General features: G+C 51.4%; 26 protein-coding genes. 4 read left to right on the top strand and 22 right to left on the bottom strand.

All coding sequences use genetic code 11. The features are described 5' to 3' along the window. Window positions 1-7: 7 nt before the first annotated feature. The 15 genes from AB1748_RS09235 to AB1748_RS09165 form a co-directional block, all read right to left on the bottom strand. Window positions 8-277 carry a phage tail assembly protein gene (locus tag AB1748_RS09235; RefSeq protein WP_033756071.1) on the bottom strand — a complete coding sequence of 90 codons (270 nt, stop codon included), beginning with the start codon at window positions 275-277 and terminating at the stop codon, window positions 8-10. Continuing rightward, window positions 274-630 (bottom strand): phage tail tube protein, encoded by a 357-nt coding sequence (locus tag AB1748_RS09230; protein WP_367396305.1) that lies wholly within the window; start codon window positions 628-630, stop codon window positions 274-276. The genes AB1748_RS09235 and AB1748_RS09230 overlap by 4 nt, the downstream gene beginning before the upstream one ends. After that, entirely contained in the window at window positions 630-2,126 is a 1,497-nt protein-coding gene (locus tag AB1748_RS09225) for a phage tail sheath subtilisin-like domain-containing protein (protein ID WP_367396304.1), read from the bottom strand. Before AB1748_RS09225 ends, AB1748_RS09230 begins: the two co-directional genes overlap by 1 nt. Continuing rightward, window positions 2,126-2,314, bottom strand: a complete 189-nt coding sequence (locus AB1748_RS09220) for a DUF2635 domain-containing protein (protein ID WP_346463429.1) — start codon at window positions 2,312-2,314, stop codon at window positions 2,126-2,128. The genes AB1748_RS09225 and AB1748_RS09220 overlap by 1 nt, the downstream gene beginning before the upstream one ends. Window positions 2,315-2,317: 3 nt before the next feature. After that, window positions 2,318-2,878 (bottom strand): hypothetical protein, encoded by a 561-nt coding sequence (locus AB1748_RS09215; protein ID WP_367396303.1) that lies wholly within the window; start codon window positions 2,876-2,878, stop codon window positions 2,318-2,320. Then, window positions 2,875-3,381: a hypothetical protein gene (locus AB1748_RS09210; protein ID WP_367396302.1), complete on the bottom strand. Its 507-nt coding sequence runs from the start codon at window positions 3,379-3,381 to the stop codon at window positions 2,875-2,877. The genes AB1748_RS09215 and AB1748_RS09210 overlap by 4 nt, the downstream gene beginning before the upstream one ends. Continuing rightward, window positions 3,374-3,763 (bottom strand): phage head closure protein, encoded by a 390-nt coding sequence (locus AB1748_RS09205; protein ID WP_367396301.1) that lies wholly within the window; start codon window positions 3,761-3,763, stop codon window positions 3,374-3,376. Before AB1748_RS09205 ends, AB1748_RS09210 begins: the two co-directional genes overlap by 8 nt. A 1-nt stretch (window position 3,764) precedes the next feature. Further along, window positions 3,765-4,094 (bottom strand): head-tail connector protein, encoded by a 330-nt coding sequence (locus AB1748_RS09200; RefSeq protein WP_367396300.1) that lies wholly within the window; start codon window positions 4,092-4,094, stop codon window positions 3,765-3,767. A 9-nt stretch (window positions 4,095-4,103) separates the two neighbouring features. Next, window positions 4,104-4,403, bottom strand: coding sequence for a hypothetical protein (locus AB1748_RS09195; RefSeq protein WP_367396299.1), 300 nt, complete (start codon window positions 4,401-4,403; stop codon window positions 4,104-4,106). Window positions 4,404-4,445: 42 nt separating this feature from the next. Next, the gene (locus AB1748_RS09190) at window positions 4,446-5,657 is read right to left on the bottom strand and encodes a phage major capsid protein (protein WP_367396298.1); all 1,212 of its coding nucleotides are present in this window, start codon (window positions 5,655-5,657) and stop codon (window positions 4,446-4,448) included. A gap of 12 nt (window positions 5,658-5,669) precedes the next feature. After that, the gene (locus AB1748_RS09185; protein WP_367396297.1) at window positions 5,670-6,515 is read right to left on the bottom strand and encodes a head maturation protease, ClpP-related; all 846 of its coding nucleotides are present in this window, start codon (window positions 6,513-6,515) and stop codon (window positions 5,670-5,672) included. A 3-nt stretch (window positions 6,516-6,518) separates the two neighbouring features. Continuing rightward, the gene (locus AB1748_RS09180) at window positions 6,519-7,850 is read right to left on the bottom strand and encodes a phage portal protein (protein ID WP_367396296.1); all 1,332 of its coding nucleotides are present in this window, start codon (window positions 7,848-7,850) and stop codon (window positions 6,519-6,521) included. After that, entirely contained in the window at window positions 7,850-9,595 is a 1,746-nt protein-coding gene (locus tag AB1748_RS09175; protein WP_367396295.1) for a terminase large subunit, read from the bottom strand. The genes AB1748_RS09180 and AB1748_RS09175 overlap by 1 nt, the downstream gene beginning before the upstream one ends. Beyond that, window positions 9,549-10,013, bottom strand: coding sequence for a phage terminase small subunit P27 family (locus tag AB1748_RS09170; protein ID WP_029519569.1), 465 nt, complete (start codon window positions 10,011-10,013; stop codon window positions 9,549-9,551). Before AB1748_RS09170 ends, AB1748_RS09175 begins: the two co-directional genes overlap by 47 nt. A 172-nt stretch (window positions 10,014-10,185) precedes the next feature. After that, window positions 10,186-10,524, bottom strand: coding sequence for an HNH endonuclease (locus AB1748_RS09165; protein ID WP_367396294.1), 339 nt, complete (start codon window positions 10,522-10,524; stop codon window positions 10,186-10,188). 191 nt (window positions 10,525-10,715) lie between these two features. Here AB1748_RS09165 and AB1748_RS09160 point away from each other — a divergent pair, with 191 nt between their 5' ends. Continuing rightward, window positions 10,716-11,000: a hypothetical protein gene (locus tag AB1748_RS09160; protein WP_367396293.1), complete on the top strand. Its 285-nt coding sequence runs from the start codon at window positions 10,716-10,718 to the stop codon at window positions 10,998-11,000. 312 nt (window positions 11,001-11,312) lie between these two features. Then, window positions 11,313-11,615 (top strand): hypothetical protein, encoded by a 303-nt coding sequence (locus AB1748_RS09155; protein WP_367396292.1) that lies wholly within the window; start codon window positions 11,313-11,315, stop codon window positions 11,613-11,615. Between the two features lie 368 nt (window positions 11,616-11,983). Here the strand turns inward: AB1748_RS09155 and AB1748_RS09150 are convergent, their stop codons facing one another. The 7 genes from AB1748_RS09150 to AB1748_RS09120 form a co-directional block, all read right to left on the bottom strand. After that, the gene (locus AB1748_RS09150) at window positions 11,984-12,418 is read right to left on the bottom strand and encodes an Rz lytic protein (RefSeq protein ID WP_367396291.1); all 435 of its coding nucleotides are present in this window, start codon (window positions 12,416-12,418) and stop codon (window positions 11,984-11,986) included. Further along, entirely contained in the window at window positions 12,415-12,840 is a 426-nt protein-coding gene (locus AB1748_RS09145; protein ID WP_367396290.1) for a lysozyme, read from the bottom strand. Before AB1748_RS09145 ends, AB1748_RS09150 begins: the two co-directional genes overlap by 4 nt. Beyond that, entirely contained in the window at window positions 12,824-13,177 is a 354-nt protein-coding gene (locus AB1748_RS09140; protein ID WP_367396289.1) for a phage holin, lambda family, read from the bottom strand. Before AB1748_RS09140 ends, AB1748_RS09145 begins: the two co-directional genes overlap by 17 nt. A 772-nt stretch (window positions 13,178-13,949) precedes the next feature. Next, a complete protein-coding gene (locus tag AB1748_RS09135; RefSeq protein WP_367396288.1) occupies window positions 13,950-14,378 on the bottom strand; it encodes an antiterminator Q family protein in 429 nt (142 codons plus the stop codon). Window positions 14,379-14,399: 21 nt separating this feature from the next. Beyond that, window positions 14,400-15,416 (bottom strand): DUF968 domain-containing protein, encoded by a 1,017-nt coding sequence (locus tag AB1748_RS09130; protein ID WP_367396287.1) that lies wholly within the window; start codon window positions 15,414-15,416, stop codon window positions 14,400-14,402. Further along, entirely contained in the window at window positions 15,413-16,129 is a 717-nt protein-coding gene (locus AB1748_RS09125; protein WP_367396286.1) for a phage antirepressor KilAC domain-containing protein, read from the bottom strand. The genes AB1748_RS09130 and AB1748_RS09125 overlap by 4 nt, the downstream gene beginning before the upstream one ends. 232 nt (window positions 16,130-16,361) lie before the next feature. Beyond that, a complete protein-coding gene (locus AB1748_RS09120; RefSeq protein ID WP_367396285.1) occupies window positions 16,362-17,261 on the bottom strand; it encodes a hypothetical protein in 900 nt (299 codons plus the stop codon). Between the two features lie 307 nt (window positions 17,262-17,568). Here AB1748_RS09120 and AB1748_RS09115 point away from each other — a divergent pair, with 307 nt between their 5' ends. Continuing rightward, the gene (locus AB1748_RS09115) at window positions 17,569-18,582 is read left to right on the top strand and encodes a hypothetical protein (protein ID WP_367396284.1); all 1,014 of its coding nucleotides are present in this window, start codon (window positions 17,569-17,571) and stop codon (window positions 18,580-18,582) included. Between the two features lie 66 nt (window positions 18,583-18,648). Further along, window positions 18,649-18,879, top strand: a complete 231-nt coding sequence (locus tag AB1748_RS09110; RefSeq protein ID WP_367396283.1) for a hypothetical protein — start codon at window positions 18,649-18,651, stop codon at window positions 18,877-18,879. Window positions 18,880-19,502 lie beyond the last annotated feature (623 nt).

Genomic DNA, 19,502 nt, shown 5'->3' with positions numbered 1-19,502 from the left:
TTAGCTGTCAGGCCTGAAGGAAAAAACCGGCAACTACCCAGCCAGCAGCATTCAGGTCCGATGGAGACATATCATCGACCGAACTCGGCGGGATGCCGCCCAGCTGGCTGATATATTTAGCCACGACATGCGCCAGCAGCTTTACTGACTCATCCTGATTCATCTGGTAGGGATAGCCCAGCTCACGGACATCCTTGCCCGTTGGCTCACGCAATTCCAGCACATGAATAGTCTCACCATGTGCCGTAATGGGTTTAGAAAGCTGAAGTTCACTCACTGATAGAATCCTTCTGTGCCGTGGAATTCGAGGTCAACAGTACCCTCTTCCGCATTGTGGTTTGCCTCACCGAACTGGAAAGCTTCAGACAGCACGTAAACCATGCCGTTGGCCAGTTCGGCGGTGATGGTCATCTGGTCTGAGTCCATCAGCTTTGTGACCGGAAACGCCTTAGGCACCTTGAAGGTGCCTTTGACATAAGGCGCACGGTGCGTTTCTTTGTAATCGACGTCACCGGCAAGGCCGATAACGTCATCACGCACTTTGGTGTTCATCGGCACCTCAATGCCGCCGGTCAGCGACAGCTGCTGGCCGTCCACCTTGACGTATGCTGTACCCGCAATCTTTGCCATTACGCGGTCTCCTCGCTGTATTGCAGACGGAATTGATTAAGCAGCGCAAAGACGCGCAGCTGGTTGACGTAATCCGGCGGGAACAGGACATCCACGCGGGTCGGGTCGCTGACGTTGCGCTCTACCACCAAGTGCTGCTTGAAGAGATCGAAGTTCTCCACAATGCCTGCCCGCTCCATGGTGCGATAGCTGGCGCACATCTCACCTTTGAGCACGGCAGGCGTCACGATGGCCTGACCCGGACCGAAGCGAGTGCCGTCATCTGCCAGCTTATGACGCGGGTATTTGCTGGTAATGATGCTCTTAAGCTGCCGGATGACGTAGGCACTGGTATGCAGCGTTTCGCTGTCCAGGTAGCTGTTGTCAGCCACGCCATAGGCGTTTTTCTGATAGGTCGTGATATCGCGCTGAATCCGCAGAACACCGCTTTCAGCGTAAGCTGTAGCGATGCCATGCTTCAGCAGAGACTGCTGCTCGGTCAGCGTAAAACGACTGCCTGCCGGTGCCGGCAGTGCGCCTGTCAGCTCACCGGTCTGCGTCGGGCGGGCCGAGTCAGTGCGGATGAACACCGCGTTACGTGCGGTGCGTAGCGCGACCAGCTCATCAGCGGTGGTCTGAACAGCTGGCTCATAACCGGCTACGGTAATGTGCTGGTTGTTCATGGTGTCGCCAAAGGCCACCAGGTCGGAGAGCGTGTCGATTTTCGCCGTGTAGACGTGGCCGTAAAGCTGGCGCGCATAGCCCCAGCGTCCGGAAGAGTCGTTCATTTCCAGCGCCAGCGTCGCCAGAGAGGCGGAATCACTGAACGGCGTGCCGATGAAGTCAAACGGCTCATCGCCCATCGCGGCCACGGTCGCAGCCAGTGACGGTGAACCCGTGCCGCCCGCCATTGCAGCAATCGCAACGTTAACGCCGTCAGGGGTGGTTTCACTTCCCACGGTGCCGTAGTAATTCAGCGCCAGCGGGATATCATTTCCTGTCAGGCCTTTGTGGCGGGCAGTAAGAGTGACGACGCCAACTGCTGCAGCGGCAGTAACCGGCAGGTCGGCGTCAGCGTTAATGGCGGCGGCCAGCGTCGCTGCCACAGCTGTCGGCGCATCGCCGATTACCACTGCGGCCTGCACACGCTTCGCACCGATATACAGGCTTAGCGAACCTGATGCCTGCGCATTGCCGGTCAGCGTTACTGTCCCCTTGGCAGTCTCGCCTTCAGGTTCGGTCACGGCGATAATCCATAGTTCACCGAACGGATCAACAGCGCGATACCGCGCCACCATGCGAGCAAGCTGGCTGCCACGGCCTGCAACCTTACCCGCCAGTGCCGCTGACGGCATGATGGTGAGTTTGTTTTTCACGATGGTGCTGTCAGCTGAGGCGAGGCCAATCAGCAGTGACGGCCCGCTGCTCTGCGTGGTATTCGCTTCGCTGTTGTCCATTTCGGCCCAGAACAGCGGCACGCGGAGGTCTGACGGAATAGTGGGGAACGAGACTGACATTATTCACCGCCCTTTTTCTTGGTGTCAGCAGCGGGCTTTTCTTCTTCCGCGCTGACTTCTTCGACATCACCATCCGCAATGCGGCGGTGCCAGTAGCTGCTCTCTTCGACGTTCCGGCCTTCTGAAGGCAGCAGATCGCCCCGGACAGGGTCAGGAACTGACCGCCCGCGCTTGGGTCTGAGTTGCATGATTTACTCGCTGAGGTTGATTTTGGTGTGGTGCTCAATGATGCCGTCAGGGCCATTACCCGGATCGATATAGTCAACGTCGATTTCGACCGTTTTAAGCTCGTCCAGAGCGTCGAGATCATCCTGCTGGCGCGTGTCCTCTTCGGTGATTTCCCGCGTCAGCATGAATTCAAGCTGGTAGTAGAGTCGGCCTCTGTCCATATCCAGAAGCTGACCGCCGGAATACGCCACCGGGCCTGCGTCTGAATCAGGTTCCCAGCCCAGCAATGCCTTCCAGATTTGCTGCCGGACGTCGTGCACGGCGTCGTACCCTGCCGCCTGACCGCGCTCATCACGCGTATTGTCCAGCACCACGACCACCGCAAAGCCTTCGGTCACGTTCTGCCAGTAGTCGGTTAAAGACTTCTGCTCAGCGGTGACGTCTTCTGTCGGCACAACGTACGCTGCCGGCAGCTTCATTTTGCCGGTCTCAGGGATTGACTTGAACTCAGCCGCCCCGGCCACGTTACCCGCGAACATCGGACATCGCGCCCGGAGTGCGGCAATTACCAGTGATAGCTTCATTTCTTTTTCCTTTCAGGACGCAGGGAAGTACGCAGCGCGCGGGTCAGCACATAGCGTGTCCACGTTTTGCCCGCCTCCAGTACTTCGGTCATGTAGTTTTTGCGCGGGGCAACACGCCAGCCATTACCGCCGGACTTGCCTTTGTGGTGGCCCTTTTTGCGCTTAGCACCACGCTTCACGCCGTAGAACAGGAACGCCGGGTAAAAGTCGCTATCAATAAGGCGGTTGCCTTCACCCCGCTTCTGGTTTGGCGCGATGCGTACCATCAGGCCCGGACGGCTTTTTGATGCGCGGGGAACGTAATAACCGATAGACCGCGCCAGCCTGCCGGTTCTGAATCCCGGATACTCGCCCGGAGCAGAGCGACCGCGACGCATGACCAGACGCCTGGCATCACGCATATGCACCTGACCAATCTGAATAAAGGCGCGGCGCATTTTTGCCCGGTTAAAAACGAGGTCTTTGGGCTGCTGAAAATCAACGTGCAGAAGCGGCTTAGCCATACATCACCTCATTGCTGTCAACGGCCCTCAGCTCCTCACACTCCAGCAGCAGGTAACGACCGGCTGAGTTGAGGTCGCGCAGGCGTTTAACTCGATACACAAAGCCGCCGTAAACCACCTCAAAATCTGAAGTGATTCCCGGGCGATAACGGATCGTCATGTAATGGGTGATGGTGTCATCAGCCTGAACGGACTCATGATAGGTGGTGGCACCCACCTGCCGGACCTTCGCCCAGACGTCCTTTTCATTCTGATAGACCGGCTCAGTGCCGTAGTCCGCTGCTGCCTGGTCGATGCGCTGGCGCAGATGGATGCGCTTATTCAGCTCCCCGGGATCGGGCAACGTGAATACGGCGCTGGTATTTGATGAGCGTCGCTGCATGCTAATACCCCGACACCGGCAGACGCCGCGAATAGAGCAGGAACTCAAACGCCTGCGGCGTCTCCGTCATCTCCAGCTCTGACACTGAGCTGCGGTGTTCATACCAGTGACTGACCAGCATCAGCAGCGCAAGCCGGATATCTTCGGTAATCACCATGCCATCGGTATCAAGCGGTGCAACGTCTGCCACCGTTTTATACAGATTACGGTTGAGGTAGGTCACCGCCTTGGCCTCCGCGGCCAGAGCGAAAAGCTCAAGCAGCCGATCCTCTTCCGTGAAGTCGCTCTCAAGGCGGCACTGCAGCCGGATTTCTTCAAGTGTCAGCAGCATGGCAACGCCTTATTTTTTGGCTTTTTCCTTCGCCTCAGCTGCCGCTTTCGCATTGGCTTCAGCGTCCGCTTTTTCCTGCGCTTCAGCAGCGGCCTTTGCTTTGGCCTCTTCTTCAGCCTTTGCAAGCGCCTCGGCTTCGGCTTTTTCCTTCGCCTCAGCTGCCGCTTTCTCAGCTGCGATGTCATCCACCTCACTGGCATAGCCCAGCTTAATCAGCTCACGACCGTGCTGCTCGGTGGTCTCAATGGTGTTGCCTTCGGACACGACCGTTCCGCCGAAATAGTTCGGTTTAATCAGAAGCAGTTTCATGCTTTTCTCCTTCAAAGCGGCCCGAAGGCCGCCTGTTGACGTTTAGCTGGCAGCCGGAACAGTGAAGCTGCCGTAGATGAACGCTTCAGGACGTTTAACGGCCAGCGCCAGTCGCTCTTCACAGCGGATTGAGATCATGTTTTTCTCAAAATCATCTGAGTTCTCGGTGGAGATGACCACATTGGCATCCTCACGATCAAACAACTGCGCAGCTGCATTGAATGCACCGGTCAGGAATTTACCCTGGAATGCTGCAGTTTCAGTTGCAACTACCGGCAGACCCCACAGCGTCGGACCGGTCAGAGCGGAAGGGTTAGCCAAGATGTAACGACCCAGCGTGTCTTTGGTCAGCTCGATCTTCGCCCAGTCAATGAAGTGAAGAACGTGACCGGAAGCCGGGAAACGTGCCAGCTGCGCCTGCAGCATTGCCAGGCGCAAATCGTCAATACCGTTCTGCTTTTCAACTGCGAATGCAGCGGTGAACTTGGATGCCTGCGGCACGATGCCTTTCAGATGCGCACCAGTACCATCGCCGAACAGAATTTCCTGCTCCTCGACATACTTCAGGCCGTAGCGCATCTCTGCATCAATGGTCGACTGCAGCTGAGCGAAATCATCCAGAATCTGCTTGGACGCTTTGAACATGTGCGCAATCGTAGTGACCGGGGTAATCTGAGTCGCAAACGTGATGTTGCTGTAAGGCTTCGCAGTGCCTTCTGCTACAGCCCTAGCCGCATTGGTGAATCCGGTCTGCTGAACCCAGAAAATCGCAGGTGAAGATGTGCGGCCCGGCGCAATCAGATCGCGGATGAACAGGCGCTGTTTAGGAGCAGTATCAATACCGGGAAGGCGCTGAGGTTCAACCACACCGGTCGCAACGTCAGTTGAAAGAAGCGCTGCATTAACAGGAACGCTGACACGCTTGCCACCTTCAACACTGGCCGAAAACGCTTTAAGCGCTTCGCTGCTGATAACGGTCTGACCCACGGTTTCGATGGTCTTCTTCGCGTTAGCCAGGGGCATCTGCGCAACGTGCTGCTCCAGCTCGCCCACTGATGCTTTCAGAGCTTTGTTTGCTTCATTCAGGGCATTGAACTCAGTTGCGATTTTGTCCACCGCTTCTTTAGTCTGCGCTGACAGCTGACCAGAATTTTTAGCTTCTTTCAGTGCGTCTTCAGCTTTCTGACTGAAGGTGCCGGACACCTCTTCCAGCTTCGCAGATACTTTTTTCAGTAACTCATTTACATCTGACATGGTGATTCCTTATTAGCCGAACGCGGCCAGCGCGTTTTTAAGTTGAGCAATATTTTCGGGGTTGATTTCGTCGGTAGCGCCCGGCATACCTTCAGGGTTGGCAGCAGCGCCTGGCTTGCTGCCGGTTAATGCTTTGAGAAGTTTTCGACGTTCAGAACGAGGTGCATCCGTTTTTGCCAGCATGGCATCCAGCTTGCGCAGCGCAGCTGCTGGGCTGTCATCGTCATCAGTAATTTCATCTGCTGCCAGCAGTCGATCAGCGAAACCTTTATCAACCGCATCACTGCCGCCGATATAGGTTTCCGCATTCATCATTGCCTCAATGGCCTCGGCGTCCAGACCTGTTCGCGCGCCATAAATATCGTTCATGGCCTTATCGAAGGGCTCCATGTCAGCAGCCACCTGTGCGAGATCGTGTCGGTTTCCTACCGCGTACACCCAGCAGTTATGGATCATGATGAAAGCGCCGCGGCCAATCTGAACCTCGTCCCCTGCCATCGCGATAATGGAGGCTGCAGAAGCAGCCAGACCCAGCACCTTAACGGTGACTTTCCCTTCGTATTCACGCAGCAGGTTGTAAATCGCCAGGCCTTCAAACATGTCACCGCCCGGTGAATTGATGTTCACCGTCACGTCAGCACCGCCGATGGCACGCAACGCTACCGCTATGCGGCTGGCGGTAACGCCATCGCCGTACCAGTCAGCGCCAATTACATCGAAAACTGAGATGCTGTTGTCATCACTTTTTGCGGCTTTAATGCCGCCGTTCCAGCGCTCCATGGCAGATGACGGCATATCGCGTTTTTCGCGCGCAGAAGGCCGCCCCTCCGGCGCTCGCGGAAGGCTTTTCAGGGTCATTGATTAATCCTGTGTGTCGGAGGGTGATGGCACCTGAGTGCCGGAAGTGTTTTGCGGCGTCACTGATCGATCAGGGAAAAGCCAGCTTTCAAGCGCTGCCCTCGCCTTCTCTCCGCCTGCATCGCCATCTTTACCCAACATTTCAAGCGGCGTAAGGTTAAGCTGAACGGTATAGATATCACCGCCATCAATAGGAGGAAGATTCTCCAAGCGGCGCACGTCATTGCGCGACATCCAGCCGTTCTGCAGCGCGGTGGTGTAATAAGCTGAGCGCCCGGCACTGTCAGCACGTAGCAGGCCTTCAACAGCAAATTCAGCAAAGTAATCCTCATCGCCATTAAGAAGACAGCGTGAGATTTCCTGCTCGATATTTATCAGCTGAGGACGCAGGGTGTTGGTGAGGAACTGCATATTCATCCCCTCAACGCTTGACGACCAGCTGCTCTGCTTTGTCGTATGTCCGACCATGAAAGGCGGCACGCGAAACCAGCGACAGATTTCTTCAATACTAAACGAGCGTGACTCAAGCATCTGAGCCGCTTCAGGGTCCATGGTGATGCCGTTAAACTTCAGATCGTTTTCAAGGATCATCATCTTTCCGGCGTTTTTTGAGCCCTGAAACATCGTCAGATTATCGCGCAGGCGTTTACGCTGCTCAGGCGTAAGTGTTTTGTCAGTTGAAAAGAAGCCAGCGGACTGAATGCCGTTGTCAAAAATTTTCCCGGCTGCCTGCTCTACCGCCATCGCCGAACCGAAAACCTCACGACCGGTCATGACTGGCATCAGACCACAGACACCATCAAGCCCGAAGCCACGTATGTGCATCATGCTTTTGACCGGGATGATGCGTTTAACGCCATTCTCGGTGTAGGTGTACTGAAGTTCACCACTGTCCAGACGCTTAACCACCATGCACTGAGGCAGAAGTGGGATGAGGGAAACCAGCTTATTCCCTATCAATTTCTTTTCGACGAACGCATTGCCGCGAAGGCAGATACTGGCAACCACCATCAGCATGAAGCGCGAAGGCGTCATTTCACTGTTCGGTCGGCGGCATAAAACCTGATAGGCGGGGTGATCCTTAGCCAGCTTTCGTGATCCATCTGCCTGACGCAGATAAACCTTCATCGGCAACGTTGAAACTGATTCACTTAGCAGGCGAACACACGCCCATGCTGCAGACAGGCCAATTGCTTTCTCAGCAGACACAGTCTGCCCGCTGCTACTTTTACCAAGCCAGTCAGCGAAAAACTCTCCGGTTGTGAGGCTTATCGGTACGCCCAGCCAGTTGAGTAATGCGCTTTTCACCCGGCCAGGCTGCTTATTTTCCTTCATCAGATACCTACCATGATCGGGTCATCAAAAAAGTCATCAGGATTACCGCTGTCCACCAGCACCGCATCCTCTGCCGCGCCGATTGCCATAGCCGAAGCCACCACGCCATCGATACGGCCGGTACTTTTCTTTTTGGCAAATATGCGGTTGTCCTTCTGGTCAGCTTCGAGCACCGCACAGGCGGCATTCCAGCGCAGGCAGGGATTGGGTCGGATAGCGAGCACTCGGTTATTCAAGTGCTCTTCAAACAGCTCGATAGAGCGCGGCATCCAAAGCCCGGACTCCTGCGCCTTGTAAAAGCCCTGACCGTGCGGAACGAGGTCAACGCTTACAGACTCGCTTTCCAGCTCTGGCTCCAGGTACTTAATGCGGTACTGATCAAACGCGATGCACTTAATATCGTATCTGGCCGCCAGCTCACCGATGCGCAATGCCACGAAACCATAGTTGACCGCCTTGCCCGGCGGCGCGTGAATAAAGCCATTACGCAGCCAGGCGTCATAGGGAACATGGTCAGTTTTGGCTCTCTCCAGCAGGGAATCTTTCGGCGTCCAGAACTCAACCAGAAGCTTTTTGGATTTCGGGAAGTAAAGTGCCAGCGCCGTAAGGTCGCGTGAGCCGGACAGGTCCAGACCGCCATAGCACTCTTCACCCGCCAAATCCTCGGGATCGAAGTCCTGTTCGCAGTTCATCCAGGTGTCGCTATCAATCCACGGATCGGACGCCTCCACCCACTGGCAGAAGTTCAGGCGGCGGACGATGCTTTCTTTCGACGGCATGCCGCGCGCCTGCGTCACCTGCTCCCGCAGATATTTATCCGTGAAGGTCTGACCCAGTGACGGATTAGCCTTACCCCAGCAGGATTCGTCCTTAAATGGGTCATCGCCCTCATCCAGTGAACAGATGAAGCTGAAAAAGCTGTCATCCTCCAGATCACCGGCAGCAACCTTGCGCCCGTACTCATGGTACTCATAACAGACGCTGGTTTTATCATGGCCGCTGTTGGTGATGAGGAACATCAGCGCCTGACGGCGCCCTTTAGTACCGGCACGCATCATCTCAACAACGGCATTCGTTTTGTGCTCATGCACTTCGTCAATCAGTGCGCCATGCGGGCGCGGGCCTGACTGACCGTCATCGGAGCTGATCGGCTTAAAGAAAGAGCCCGTCTGGAGGAACGCGAGGTTCCATACGTTCAGCCCTGTGCCGGATTTGGTGATGCGCTGCGCAAGCGCGGGCGACTGATCGACCATCGTTACCGCATCGCGGAACAGGATCATCGCCTGGTCTTTTTTCGTGGCCGCAGCGTACACTTCAGCGCGTGGCTCTTTATCCGCCATCAGCAGGTAAAGACCAACACCGCCCGCCAGTGGCGATTTACCCGACCCCTTACCGGACTCAATGTAACTCATGCGAAAGCGACGTGTGCCGTCCTCCGCCTTCCAGCCGAACAGGGAACCAACGATGAAACACTGCCACGGCAGCAGGATGAAAGGCTTCCCCTCATGCTCCCCGCCGTTCAGCTTCAGAACCTGAGCAAAAAAGTTAACAACGCGTGTGACGGCTTCAACATCCCAGAACAGGCCGCGTTTCGGCCCCTCTTTTAAATCCCGCAGATGGCGGTCGCATGCCGCGCGGATGTCTGGCCCGGCAATAACCGTGCCGCTGGTAACATCCATTGCATACTGTGTCGCCGGATCAACCGAAGAACTGGTTGAGCGGGTCTTCTTCTTTTTCTCCACCATTCACGTTCACCTTTGACCGGGCAGCCGGTGTCAGGCCGAACTCTACCAGGTAGCTTTTAAATCGCCGGTCTGCATCAGCCAGCATTGAAACAGCCGGGTTGGCTTTAATCAGAAATCCGCCTTCGGTCTGAACCGTATAGGTTCTGCCCTCTTCAGCAATCGTGATCCTCAGCTGAAGAATATCGGCGTAAATATCACAGAGCCTTTCCAGCGCAAGAACATCGGCTACGGTCAGCACTCCCATTCCATCAAGCAGAACGGTCAGCTTTCCCCACGCAACCTTTCCCCAATCGGTGAGGTGTGACGGCGGGCTGGGGATTTCTCTCGCGGGCGCAGGCTCTTTGTCGTTGAGTTTTCGCTTGCCCGGATTACCGGTAACGACCTTAAGGTGGGTCGGTTTTGGTCGTCTTCCGGCCATAAAAACCTCCCAGAAAAAAACTTTTCATTTCGCGGTTGTGCATAAAAAGGGGGGCGGGCGGTCAGGAGGTCGTTAGCCCCTGAACTCTGCACCCACCCTCCCCGATGGTGATGATAATAGTTCTCATCTGTCCGTTACCCCTATCACCCTCAATAATAAATGATATTCATTATCATTTACGCCAATGTGATGACGGATCGAGTGGCATGCCGTTCTCATCGCATCCTATGACGTGTCCGCGCTTCTCTTCACGTTGCTTTGTCGAGTCGTGATGCTGCTTACAGAGAGGCTGCCAGTTGGTCTTGTCCCAGAATAGCTTCTGAGCCTTTGCTATCTCGTCCTGTTTTCCGCCGTTGATGGCCTCTTTCAGCCTGTGTGGCTTGATGTGGTCAACGACAGCAGCGGCCACTGCTCTGCCCTGCCGATGGCACATGACGCAGAGAGGGTGCGATTTGAGGAATGAGAGCCTGGCTTTATCCCAGCGGCTGTTATAGATGAGTGGCTCTGACATCAGAATTTCCTGCTGGCTGAATGTAGTTAACCCTCAGCAGTGGTGAAACCACCAGCCGATAACTTAATTTTTTGGGTTAAAATTTAACTCAGAGATTGCATTTTTCGTCATGTAACAATTTAATATCAGAGATACTAAAGTTTACTCGTATCGTTGCCGATATATAAATCGAATTATTTATAGGAGATTTTATGAGTATTGATTCAGTAGAGGCAGCTCAAGCTTGCCGTGAGCACTTAGGCATATCTTCTGACCTTTACAAAACCGTTGAAGGTTACATAGAAGGCAAGAAACACACTGTTTCCATCTCGATTGATAGTAACAAAATTGAGTTTTACTTCGATGTTAAGGTTGGAAATTATCAAGCTTACAATACCGACTGGCAAGCCATGGAATGGGATGATGTAAATAAGACGCTAACGATTAGTAGCTCTAAACCTTCTTATTCTTTCACTGTATTTTTCCCAGAGCCTTAGAAGTAAGCTGAAGCATCACAAGGGCATATGTGGGAACTCTTAGTGATGAATTCAACAGTATAAGTATGGACGGGCTACAGTATGATAAGCCACCATACAGGCGCGTTGCACAACCTTATGTGCTTAGCGCAACCATCCATATGCGCCTCAGCATTTTGACGTATTTTGAGGGATTGGATTAATTCAAGTACCAATAGCATGTTAAAGGGATCGGTAATAATTTTTACCCCGACTGATTGAAAATCAAGCCAATCTGAATAATATCGAAGTTGAGCATAAATTTGTATGCTTACTCACCTTAAGGAGTTAAGTGTGGCATTTACAATCGAACCACGTGGTGATTTTGAATATCTTTTCGAAGAAGATTCGTACACAGCAGAACCATGCTTTGTTAAGTCTTACAAAGTCGGTTCGCCTAGCTTCAAAGAAGATACTCAAACAATGATCTTTGAATTTGAAGCTGAACTTGCAGACGGCAGTATTGCTAAGTGGGAAGTTTACGTGGAGGTCGGCTTTACCATTGAGCATGATGTGAGCTGCAATGGCGTTACAGGTATATCGGAAGCAATTATCGTTGAGTACGATCCAGAGTTCATTTGCGTTTCTCACGACTAAGCTAAACTCGCTGCAGGCTCAGTCTGTCTGCAGCTAACTGCTCTCTCAACGTATGCTCATCAGGCGCTCTCGCGACTGTGCCTTATGATGGTCATTAATTTCAACTGAGAGTGATGTGACCGAAAGGCCAAATTACGGACTTAATAGCTCCACAGCCTACATCGGCGCTAAAATGCACAAAACAATTACTGCTCCGGTGATGTCATACATTTCAGTCACTACCTTTTCTGTTCTGCTCAATTTTCCGGATGCCAGCCCTGTCGATGTTGCATTGCCCCAGCAAACCATATAACTCTGCGTTAAGCGCAACACTATTGCCGAACGTCATATCCTGTGATGGCGCTGGAACGTCAATCTGGCTGGTAAGCTCAGCCGGAAGGCTTAGTTGTGGCTGCTTTACTGTCCGGTACTCCACCAGCGGCTTTTGCTGCATCGCGCAGCCTGTCAGCAGCATCAGGGGGAACAGGAGCAACAGCACATTTGTCCGCCGCAAGGTAACGCTTAATTTCATTCTGTAGTTTCCGGTTCTGCTGGGCCGTTACGGCGCGCTGCTCTGTAACCTGACTCATCACTTCGTTTTGCTGCTTAACGGCTGTTACCAGCTCAGTGACGCTCGATGCCAGGCCATCGTTTTTTGACCGCAGGTCGTTAATCTGATCATCTTTGCTGTTTGCCAGCTTCTCAAGGCGCTGGTTGGTCGCCTCAAGCTGTGAGCTTCTGGCATTCAGCATCCAGAGTGCCAGACAGATAAGGCCGATGACGATAACGGGTGAAAAAGTTTTGATGAGATTTAATGGGTTCATGTCAGAAATACCCCTCTTTCAGCGGCACGACGCTTAACGAGTCCGGGCAGCTTCTTGCCACCGGCGTTAACCCACTTGCCGAACTCATCAGCTGCGCTAGCGTAGTCGCCTGCATTAAGTTTTCTGATAAGAGTCGATTTAACGAAGTTGCCCGACCCGAGGTTAAACACGAATGACGCTAGCGCATCGAATTGCCCCTGAGTGAGCTTTACCTTCACGCTGGAATTTATGGTCAGCTCTGCAACCTGTAAATCTTCACGAAGAAAAGCATCGGCCTGTTCGCCAGTGATCACGTCACCTGCTTTAACTGCATGGGTATGTCCGTAGCCGATAGTTAGAATGCCAACGCTGTCTCTGTAAGCCTTAAGCTCCAGACCTTCGAAGCGCTTGATGAGGTTGATGCCGTTATTGCTGACCTTCATTCATATCCCCTGCTTTTCTGTCTATCCACCCGCGCAGTCTGGCGCTGATGTAGTCATTGCCGACATACCCGATATAGACCGCGAAAACCTGTGCGGCTGCGTCAGGAATGTTCCAGTTGAATAGAGCACCGAATACCTGAAGTGTGGGCGCGGCGAAGAACGCCAGGGCGCTGCATGAAACTGCGTCCAAGACCCGCTTACTCCAGGAGCTTTTTGCATAGGCACTACGTAATAGTGAAAACATGCCTGCTACCCCGGCATATCCCCATTCTGTTTTATGGGCATACAGCCACAGCAGCACTGTGGCCCAAAAGCCCGGGTCTTTTTCTGGAGGCATGCTCTATTCCCGCCACCGGGATGTTGGCGGCTTATTGTTTGAAGAGAAGTACGCCCGCTATCACTCAGGAAGGAGGGGAGAGCCGGTGGTGATTGATAGGAACGATAACGGATAAAACCGCCAAATTAGCAGCTTTAGGATAATTTATTTATACGGTATATACTTCAGGCTCTAAATCCATTGAGAGATAACTTATGTATTTACATTCAGGAATGGTGGGATTTTCAGTCTTCTTTATCATTGGTGTGATAATGCTTTGGTTTCTAACCACCATCCATCGAAAGAACGCCAACAAGAAACTAATTACCCCAAGCAAGTGCCTGCTGCTTGCAGTAGCATTGGTTTCATTTATCATCTCATTTGCTTTTATAACGGCTTAAAACTCCATAAACTCTGCATTTCTTAAGGGCTCTCTATGAGAGAGCCCTGATGGTCTCAAATTCAGAAGCGCAGAGATACACGAGCTTTGCTTAACACGCCTTAGCTAATTGCATAAGATTTAAGCTTCATAACACACACGATGAAATGCATTCTACAGCGATATGCTTTTTCTTTTAGAATAGGACCCTGACGCTACAGCGGTAACTGCCTTGCCCGTCGGCAACAGGGTTAATCTGCCTATACCCTATAGGGGATAAAAATATGTCTATCCCTTGCAGAGGATATTTTAAATAAAAAACGCCTCCAGGCTGGTGAGGCCCGAGGCGCTTTGACATCCACATTTGGAACTGACTTTTAGCAGATAAGCTGCACTGCTTGGTAATCGACCTTATCAGATTACTAAGGAAAATGCGGACCGCGTTAGAGGTTTTTTAATATTTTTTTTCGGCGTCAGTTCGTCGTCCATATCAAGCCGCACATCGAGCATTGACAGGCATCCCTCAATAAAGCCTTCGGCCATTTGAATTTCAATTCTGACTATCTTTTCATCACGCTTTGCCTGCTTAGCTAGGGTGCGCTTTGAGATATTGAAAAAGTAATGAAGCACAATGATCGCATGCTCATCCGGGCGCTTAGCTTTGAGCCGTGACAGGCAACCTTCAATAATCAGCCCGTCCCCATCACTACATGTAAGTGTCAATTTTGATTCCTGCGGAAGCAGCCCTTTAAATCCAGCTGCGATTGCAGAGTAATCGACACCGCTGCTGTCTGATTTAGCCCATCCCGCCCAGCGCTCTAATACCTGTGACATGTCACGCATAGTTATTCCTCTCCACACACTTTATTTTTTGTCTGTCCCAATCACTCCGACTGCAATCGCGTGATCGAGGAACCTGAACAGCAGCTCAATCTGACTGCCGTACTTCGCTTCAAACGATTTCATATCCCGGTGCAGTTCATCGTGATGCGCTCTGCATAGCGGTATCACGAATAAATCATGCGCCTTTGTACCCATTCTCCCCTGACCGTGTCCGATGATGTGATGAGGATCGTCCGCCTGGCTGCCACAGCATGCGCAGCTCTGTGACTTAACCCATCGTGTGTATTTCTCATTCTCCCAGCGCTTACGCTTCGGGCGCTTCATGAATGACTCCGGCGACTCCGGATCGGCCTGAAGGCTGATTATCTTTTTGACGATCTGAGCAGCGGCCTGAATAACTTCACGGGCCGGACGTGTCGGAATGATTCTGGCCTCTTTGATTTCACCTGACTGGACTGGCTCTTTCGGCATGCGCAGAACGCGCCGGGCCGATGCCTCCGGTATTAAATCAATCAGGTCATTCAGTGAGGCCCACCAGCACAATTCCGGCATAGTCAGATGGTGGTCAAGTGGTAATGCCATCTGGCTGCATGCAGCCCTGATGATCCAGAGAGCGGTATTGCCTTTAGCGACATTCTCCAGGCTGCCGGGCACGCCGTTTTCCCTGAACTCATTATCATGGCTGTAGCAGAGAGATACCAGGCCGCTTTCGATTTCTGACACTGTGAAATCGTGGTGGTGCCACACACCTGACTGCTCCCACTGACAGCAATTGAATGACTGAACGAACGATCCCAGCGCACTCGGGCCACCAGCAGCCTCTATAACACGTTCGTGGCTGAAGAAGGGAATCAGTGAGGGTTCATCAAGCAGCGGCTGTGTGCCGTCATTCAGTCGCCCTGATGGCAGGTCTGCCATGTCCATTGTCGGTGTGCTGATCACAACGCGGGTTTTAAACAGCTTCAGCAGCTCTGGCCCCGGCCTGAACAGAACAATCCCTGTGCGTGGCGCTATTTCAGGTGTAAGCAATGCCCTCACTCAGCACCTCCTGCAGCCTTATGCGCCGTCCATAGCCCGCCAATCCACTGAACGCCCTCTGCGGTAAAGCGGGACTGACTTAACATGTAATTAGATTCGGTAGTGGTTCCGGTTCTGACCTCAAACCGACCGGCTTCGATGTGCTGGCTGTAAGGAGCCAGGATGCCATTGAGGCGGTACATAACCCGGCTTTCAATCAGGAACAGGCGAAGCTCTGGCTCTTTAGCTACAAGAAGTTTTGCTACCTGGCGGAATGTCATTGAACTGGTGGCCGTGACGTAGCGATCCACGAACGCAACCTTTGGCGCAGCTTCAATAAGCTGCAGCTGCAGGCGCTCCTTCTCCTCTTCCATTTCGGCGGCCAGGCGGAGTGCCTCAGCAAACGTCTGCGGGATTTTTGCTGGCTGGCTTTCTTCTAACTCATGCAGCCGCTTAATCACTTTCATTCGGAGAATGGCACTGTAACCAGTAATGAGGCATTCGGTGTGTTCACGATCGAGGTGATACTCAGTTCGCTGCCGATTCATGGTGTCGAGATAGATACGCTGGAATTTCAGCGCATCTTCTCCCAAGTCATCTAGCATACGGCGAATATCTACAGTGACATTTTTATGTTCTTTGCCGGTCAGTTCGGCAATCTCACGGCTGGTCATGATTGGGGCATGAATGGCACTGGCGGCAGACGTAACGACGCCCGCTGATTGATTTAGCATTCTATCTTCTCCACACACTCTCTTTAACCGGCCCGCCCCATCATCTGCAAATGAACGGGACCAACCTTTGCGGACAGCGTCTGCATACGCTGACCTTAAAAACCATAATAACGACTCAAGAAAAAAATTTCATAACTTAAGTTTATTCATTATTTTCTGCTTAAATAATGTCTTCTTTGTGCCAAACTCAGACGTTGCTGACAACAGTTTGTATTGGTTTATGGGGAGCAGGTCAATTAGACAGTATTTGATTTCCATTAGGCCAGCCATTCTCTTCTGGAAGAGTCATTCCTATCGTTGGCATGATGATAAGTTTCCCAATGGTAAATCTCTGATCGCTTGTTGTATTAATTCCGGCATAGGTCATGTCGACGGTGTTAGCATCTACATGAGACATAAAAAGATTCTTTGTTCCAAACCTGTTTGCCATCGCGAACTGTATATGCCCACCAATCGTATTTACGGTGTCCTGACGTATCCAGTTGTTCAATGCAATAAAGGGAGCCCGCCACCAGTTTAGTGTGCCAGTATCAAAATGCCGCCTTGTCATCTCGATATAGTCCTGAAACTGCTGTTTTCTGTCACCCAAAACTACCGGGGTGCCTGATGTCAGGTTAATACAATCTTCGATAACAAGATTAATGGGGTTTGAGGGAGTATTGTAAATCTTAATAATCTTATGTACCTGATTTCTGGTGCAAAACCCATAGATAATCATTTCCGTGCCTACCGAACCAGGAAAAGATTGACCAACATCCATTATTAATTTTTCCGCGATTTCCTTTGTTAAAATTGCAATCTCATAAAGGCTCGGGTAACTGCTATAAGGTAGGCGTTGCTGCTGTTGAACATCGCAAAAATTAATTTCATGCAATTGAGATAATGATACGGCAAGCAACTCCTTGACATTTATACCAATCATTGTACCTCCGGCAAAGCCGAAACCAAATTCCATGATTCCTTCCGGGAATAATCGGTAAGTGTCGTTAGACCGGAAAGCTGATACTGGAATCGAGAACAGTTTAGGACAGTGATTTGTCATTACACTTTCATGCTGGGTAATCCTTGAGTCGCTTACTGCCCAGATACCTTCCCCTTCTTCCCTGTTTAACCAGCAGGCTATTGCTGTCATTTTAAAACCTCTTTAAGTACAGATTCGAGCTCAGAGAGCGCAGACATAACTTGTTCAAATCCTATCTTTTCGAGCAACATCTAAGTGTGCTTACTCAAACCTAGCGCACGTGAACATCCGCGATGAAAATTTCTTGTGTTTTCTATCATACTATGATTTTATAACAGTGTCAGATTTGAGCATGGTGGCCGTGCATGCATTTAAACTGGCAATCCTGTGAATGATTAACTCTGAATCGATCAAAAGCTACGCGACTAACGGCCCCTACAAGCGCAGCTCATGACATCGATTCTTCAGGAGTCTAGTCATGCCCAAAAAAAGCCGCCCGAAAAGTGTTGTTCATGATTTGTGGTCAGATTCTCAGCTTGACCTTAAGCCATTGGATTACCACCAGATAGCTCACGCTGCGCTTGGTACTATTTCTCCCGAAATATACTCAAAAACTTTACTGCCTATCGGTCGAGGGTTCAGCTCACGTCAATACAATCGCCTTGATGCAATTGAACGCGTTAAAACCATACTAAAGCAAAGCGATTTGCTTGCTTCCGTTACCACCTCAGAAGTTATCGCTGAAATGGAACGCGCCGGAGTAGGTATAAATCAGGTGCAACTGTTTCTGGATCCTTTTTTTAGAAAAACCAAGAAAGAGGCCTTCAAGGCGCTTCGCAAGAATCTCCTGCTTAACGAAGAAGGAGTTCAGCAAATCCCTGTTACTGCAACATTGGCCATTGATTCGAAAATCATACCGAGTCCTGACATCACCTGGCGCGGCAGATTTTCAATGATAGCATCGTACCCACACCGTTCGAAGAATCCCCAGATTCCTCGGGGGAAAAATCCGCTAGTTGAAAGCATCAATACGACAGAAAGTTATCTCTGGGCTTTTCCTCCTGCAGATTACAAAGCCACCTGTATGGCATCGCTGGATAGCTATAACAAATCTCAGAAAAGAGAGAGTGCAGAAATGGGCATGGGGTTCTGCATCATTCAGTCACCATTTGCTCGCAACGTACATCCTCTAAGATCCAGAAGTAATGAAGAGATCTACCAGCAATACAGTCTTTATACCCCTATATGGCATTTACGTAGCCGCGATTATGGATGGGCTCTGGGAAACATCATCCATTCTGATATTCGTGTCGGTGCCCCGTGGTCTGAATACCGATTGGAGGAGCTTCTGCCTGAAGGACTGAGGTCACTTCCACGAATTCACGCCTGCCGTAATTGTCAGATGCTATTTATTGACAAAACGCCGGGGCATGAAGATGTCCCTATTTCATGCAATTGTGTTAAATCTTCTGCCCTAAACGATGCTTTATAACAGGCATTTTCAGTGTGCAAGTTGATTTGATCCCCCATAATTACATTTCAATTAATAGGTGAAAACATGAGCAACAACCCCGGCCAAATTTACTGTTTCACAGCTGAAATGCTGCGTGATCATGACCTTGAAATTGCGACGAAAGTGACCCAGGCCACGGCAACACACGTGATCCGTAAGATGAACCAAATGACAACCGGCCAGCAACTCCGCTCCGGTACTAAAAGGGGCCGTCAGGATATGATGCTTTCTGAGGATGCGCTGGAGAAAATCCTTACCACTGTTAGTAAAAATTAGATTTTTTAAATATGACGAGCCAGGAAATTCGGCTCGTCTGTTATTTCAACCTAGCCATTCGGTTTGGTGAGAAAATCATGCTGACCGATCGTTAGTAAAACTCATCCATGGTCAATTTCGAAGTTATTTCTCCCGTAATCTTCTACATGTGAAATTTTCTCTTATCTTTTGGTTCCTTTGCTGCAGTTGAGCTGACTGATCCGGTAATTTCCCGTCTGATTAACGCTTTTGCCATCAGACTCCAGCCGACAGGCCTGAAACGCATTCTTTTGCGGTTCGGCTTGGCCGGTTAGCGCAGTGGAGCTGACGATTCGGCAACGCCGAGGAGCCGGAGGGGGGGCCATGAGGTTTTTCATACTAACGTCCGCTTTGTGCCAGAAGCGGACATTGCTGACATCGGGATTTACTAATCTGCGGTGAGCAGGTCACCCCGTCACGCTAGGCAGCATGCCTGAACGCTAAAGAGCGCGAATGCTCCTCTGCCTCGCCCGCGTAAAAAAATGCCTTTTTGCACTTTTTCAGTAAATTTGAAGCCCCTCCAGCACTGGCTGTGCCGCGTAAAACTGAATATCAAAAACTTGTGTAAATAAAGGCAACTATTTGCACTGATTTAGATAGTTCAA

The organism is Pantoea sp. Ep11b (assembly GCF_040783975.1).
In the GTDB taxonomy this organism is placed as follows: domain Bacteria; phylum Pseudomonadota; class Gammaproteobacteria; order Enterobacterales; family Enterobacteriaceae; genus Pantoea.
Note: the sequence above shows the minus strand (reverse complement) of the source record. Positions and strands in the feature narration are given on the sequence as shown.

Coding starts and splice junctions, on each gene's coding strand:
- AB1748_RS09145 (WP_367396290.1), bottom strand. CDS start 12,840: ATGAAGGTCAGCAATAACGGCATCAACCTCATCAAGCGCTTCGAAGGT.
- AB1748_RS09210 (WP_367396302.1), bottom strand. CDS start 3,381: ATGGCTAAGCCGCTTCTGCACGTTGATTTTCAGCAGCCCAAAGACCTC.
- AB1748_RS09225 (WP_367396304.1), bottom strand. CDS start 2,126: ATGTCAGTCTCGTTCCCCACTATTCCGTCAGACCTCCGCGTGCCGCTG.
- AB1748_RS09165 (WP_367396294.1), bottom strand. CDS start 10,524: ATGTCAGAGCCACTCATCTATAACAGCCGCTGGGATAAAGCCAGGCTC.
- AB1748_RS09125 (WP_367396286.1), bottom strand. CDS start 16,129: ATGCTAAATCAATCAGCGGGCGTCGTTACGTCTGCCGCCAGTGCCATT.
- AB1748_RS09190 (WP_367396298.1), bottom strand. CDS start 5,657: ATGTCAGATGTAAATGAGTTACTGAAAAAAGTATCTGCGAAGCTGGAA.
- AB1748_RS09195 (WP_367396299.1), bottom strand. CDS start 4,403: ATGAAACTGCTTCTGATTAAACCGAACTATTTCGGCGGAACGGTCGTG.
- AB1748_RS09230 (WP_367396305.1), bottom strand. CDS start 630: ATGGCAAAGATTGCGGGTACAGCATACGTCAAGGTGGACGGCCAGCAG.
- AB1748_RS09140 (WP_367396289.1), bottom strand. CDS start 13,177: ATGCCTCCAGAAAAAGACCCGGGCTTTTGGGCCACAGTGCTGCTGTGG.
- AB1748_RS09170 (WP_029519569.1), bottom strand. CDS start 10,013: ATGGCCGGAAGACGACCAAAACCGACCCACCTTAAGGTCGTTACCGGT.
- AB1748_RS09150 (WP_367396291.1), bottom strand. CDS start 12,418: ATGAACCCATTAAATCTCATCAAAACTTTTTCACCCGTTATCGTCATC.
- AB1748_RS09120 (WP_367396285.1), bottom strand. CDS start 17,261: ATGACAGCAATAGCCTGCTGGTTAAACAGGGAAGAAGGGGAAGGTATC.
- AB1748_RS09180 (WP_367396296.1), bottom strand. CDS start 7,850: ATGAAGGAAAATAAGCAGCCTGGCCGGGTGAAAAGCGCATTACTCAAC.
- AB1748_RS09220 (WP_346463429.1), bottom strand. CDS start 2,314: ATGCAACTCAGACCCAAGCGCGGGCGGTCAGTTCCTGACCCTGTCCGG.
- AB1748_RS09185 (WP_367396297.1), bottom strand. CDS start 6,515: ATGACCCTGAAAAGCCTTCCGCGAGCGCCGGAGGGGCGGCCTTCTGCG.
- AB1748_RS09200 (WP_367396300.1), bottom strand. CDS start 4,094: ATGCTGCTGACACTTGAAGAAATCCGGCTGCAGTGCCGCCTTGAGAGC.
- AB1748_RS09115 (WP_367396284.1), top strand. CDS start 17,569: ATGCCCAAAAAAAGCCGCCCGAAAAGTGTTGTTCATGATTTGTGGTCA.
- AB1748_RS09205 (WP_367396301.1), bottom strand. CDS start 3,763: ATGCAGCGACGCTCATCAAATACCAGCGCCGTATTCACGTTGCCCGAT.
- AB1748_RS09135 (WP_367396288.1), bottom strand. CDS start 14,378: ATGCGTGACATGTCACAGGTATTAGAGCGCTGGGCGGGATGGGCTAAA.
- AB1748_RS09215 (WP_367396303.1), bottom strand. CDS start 2,878: ATGAAGCTATCACTGGTAATTGCCGCACTCCGGGCGCGATGTCCGATG.
- AB1748_RS09160 (WP_367396293.1), top strand. CDS start 10,716: ATGAGTATTGATTCAGTAGAGGCAGCTCAAGCTTGCCGTGAGCACTTA.
- AB1748_RS09175 (WP_367396295.1), bottom strand. CDS start 9,595: ATGGTGGAGAAAAAGAAGAAGACCCGCTCAACCAGTTCTTCGGTTGAT.
- AB1748_RS09110 (WP_367396283.1), top strand. CDS start 18,649: ATGAGCAACAACCCCGGCCAAATTTACTGTTTCACAGCTGAAATGCTG.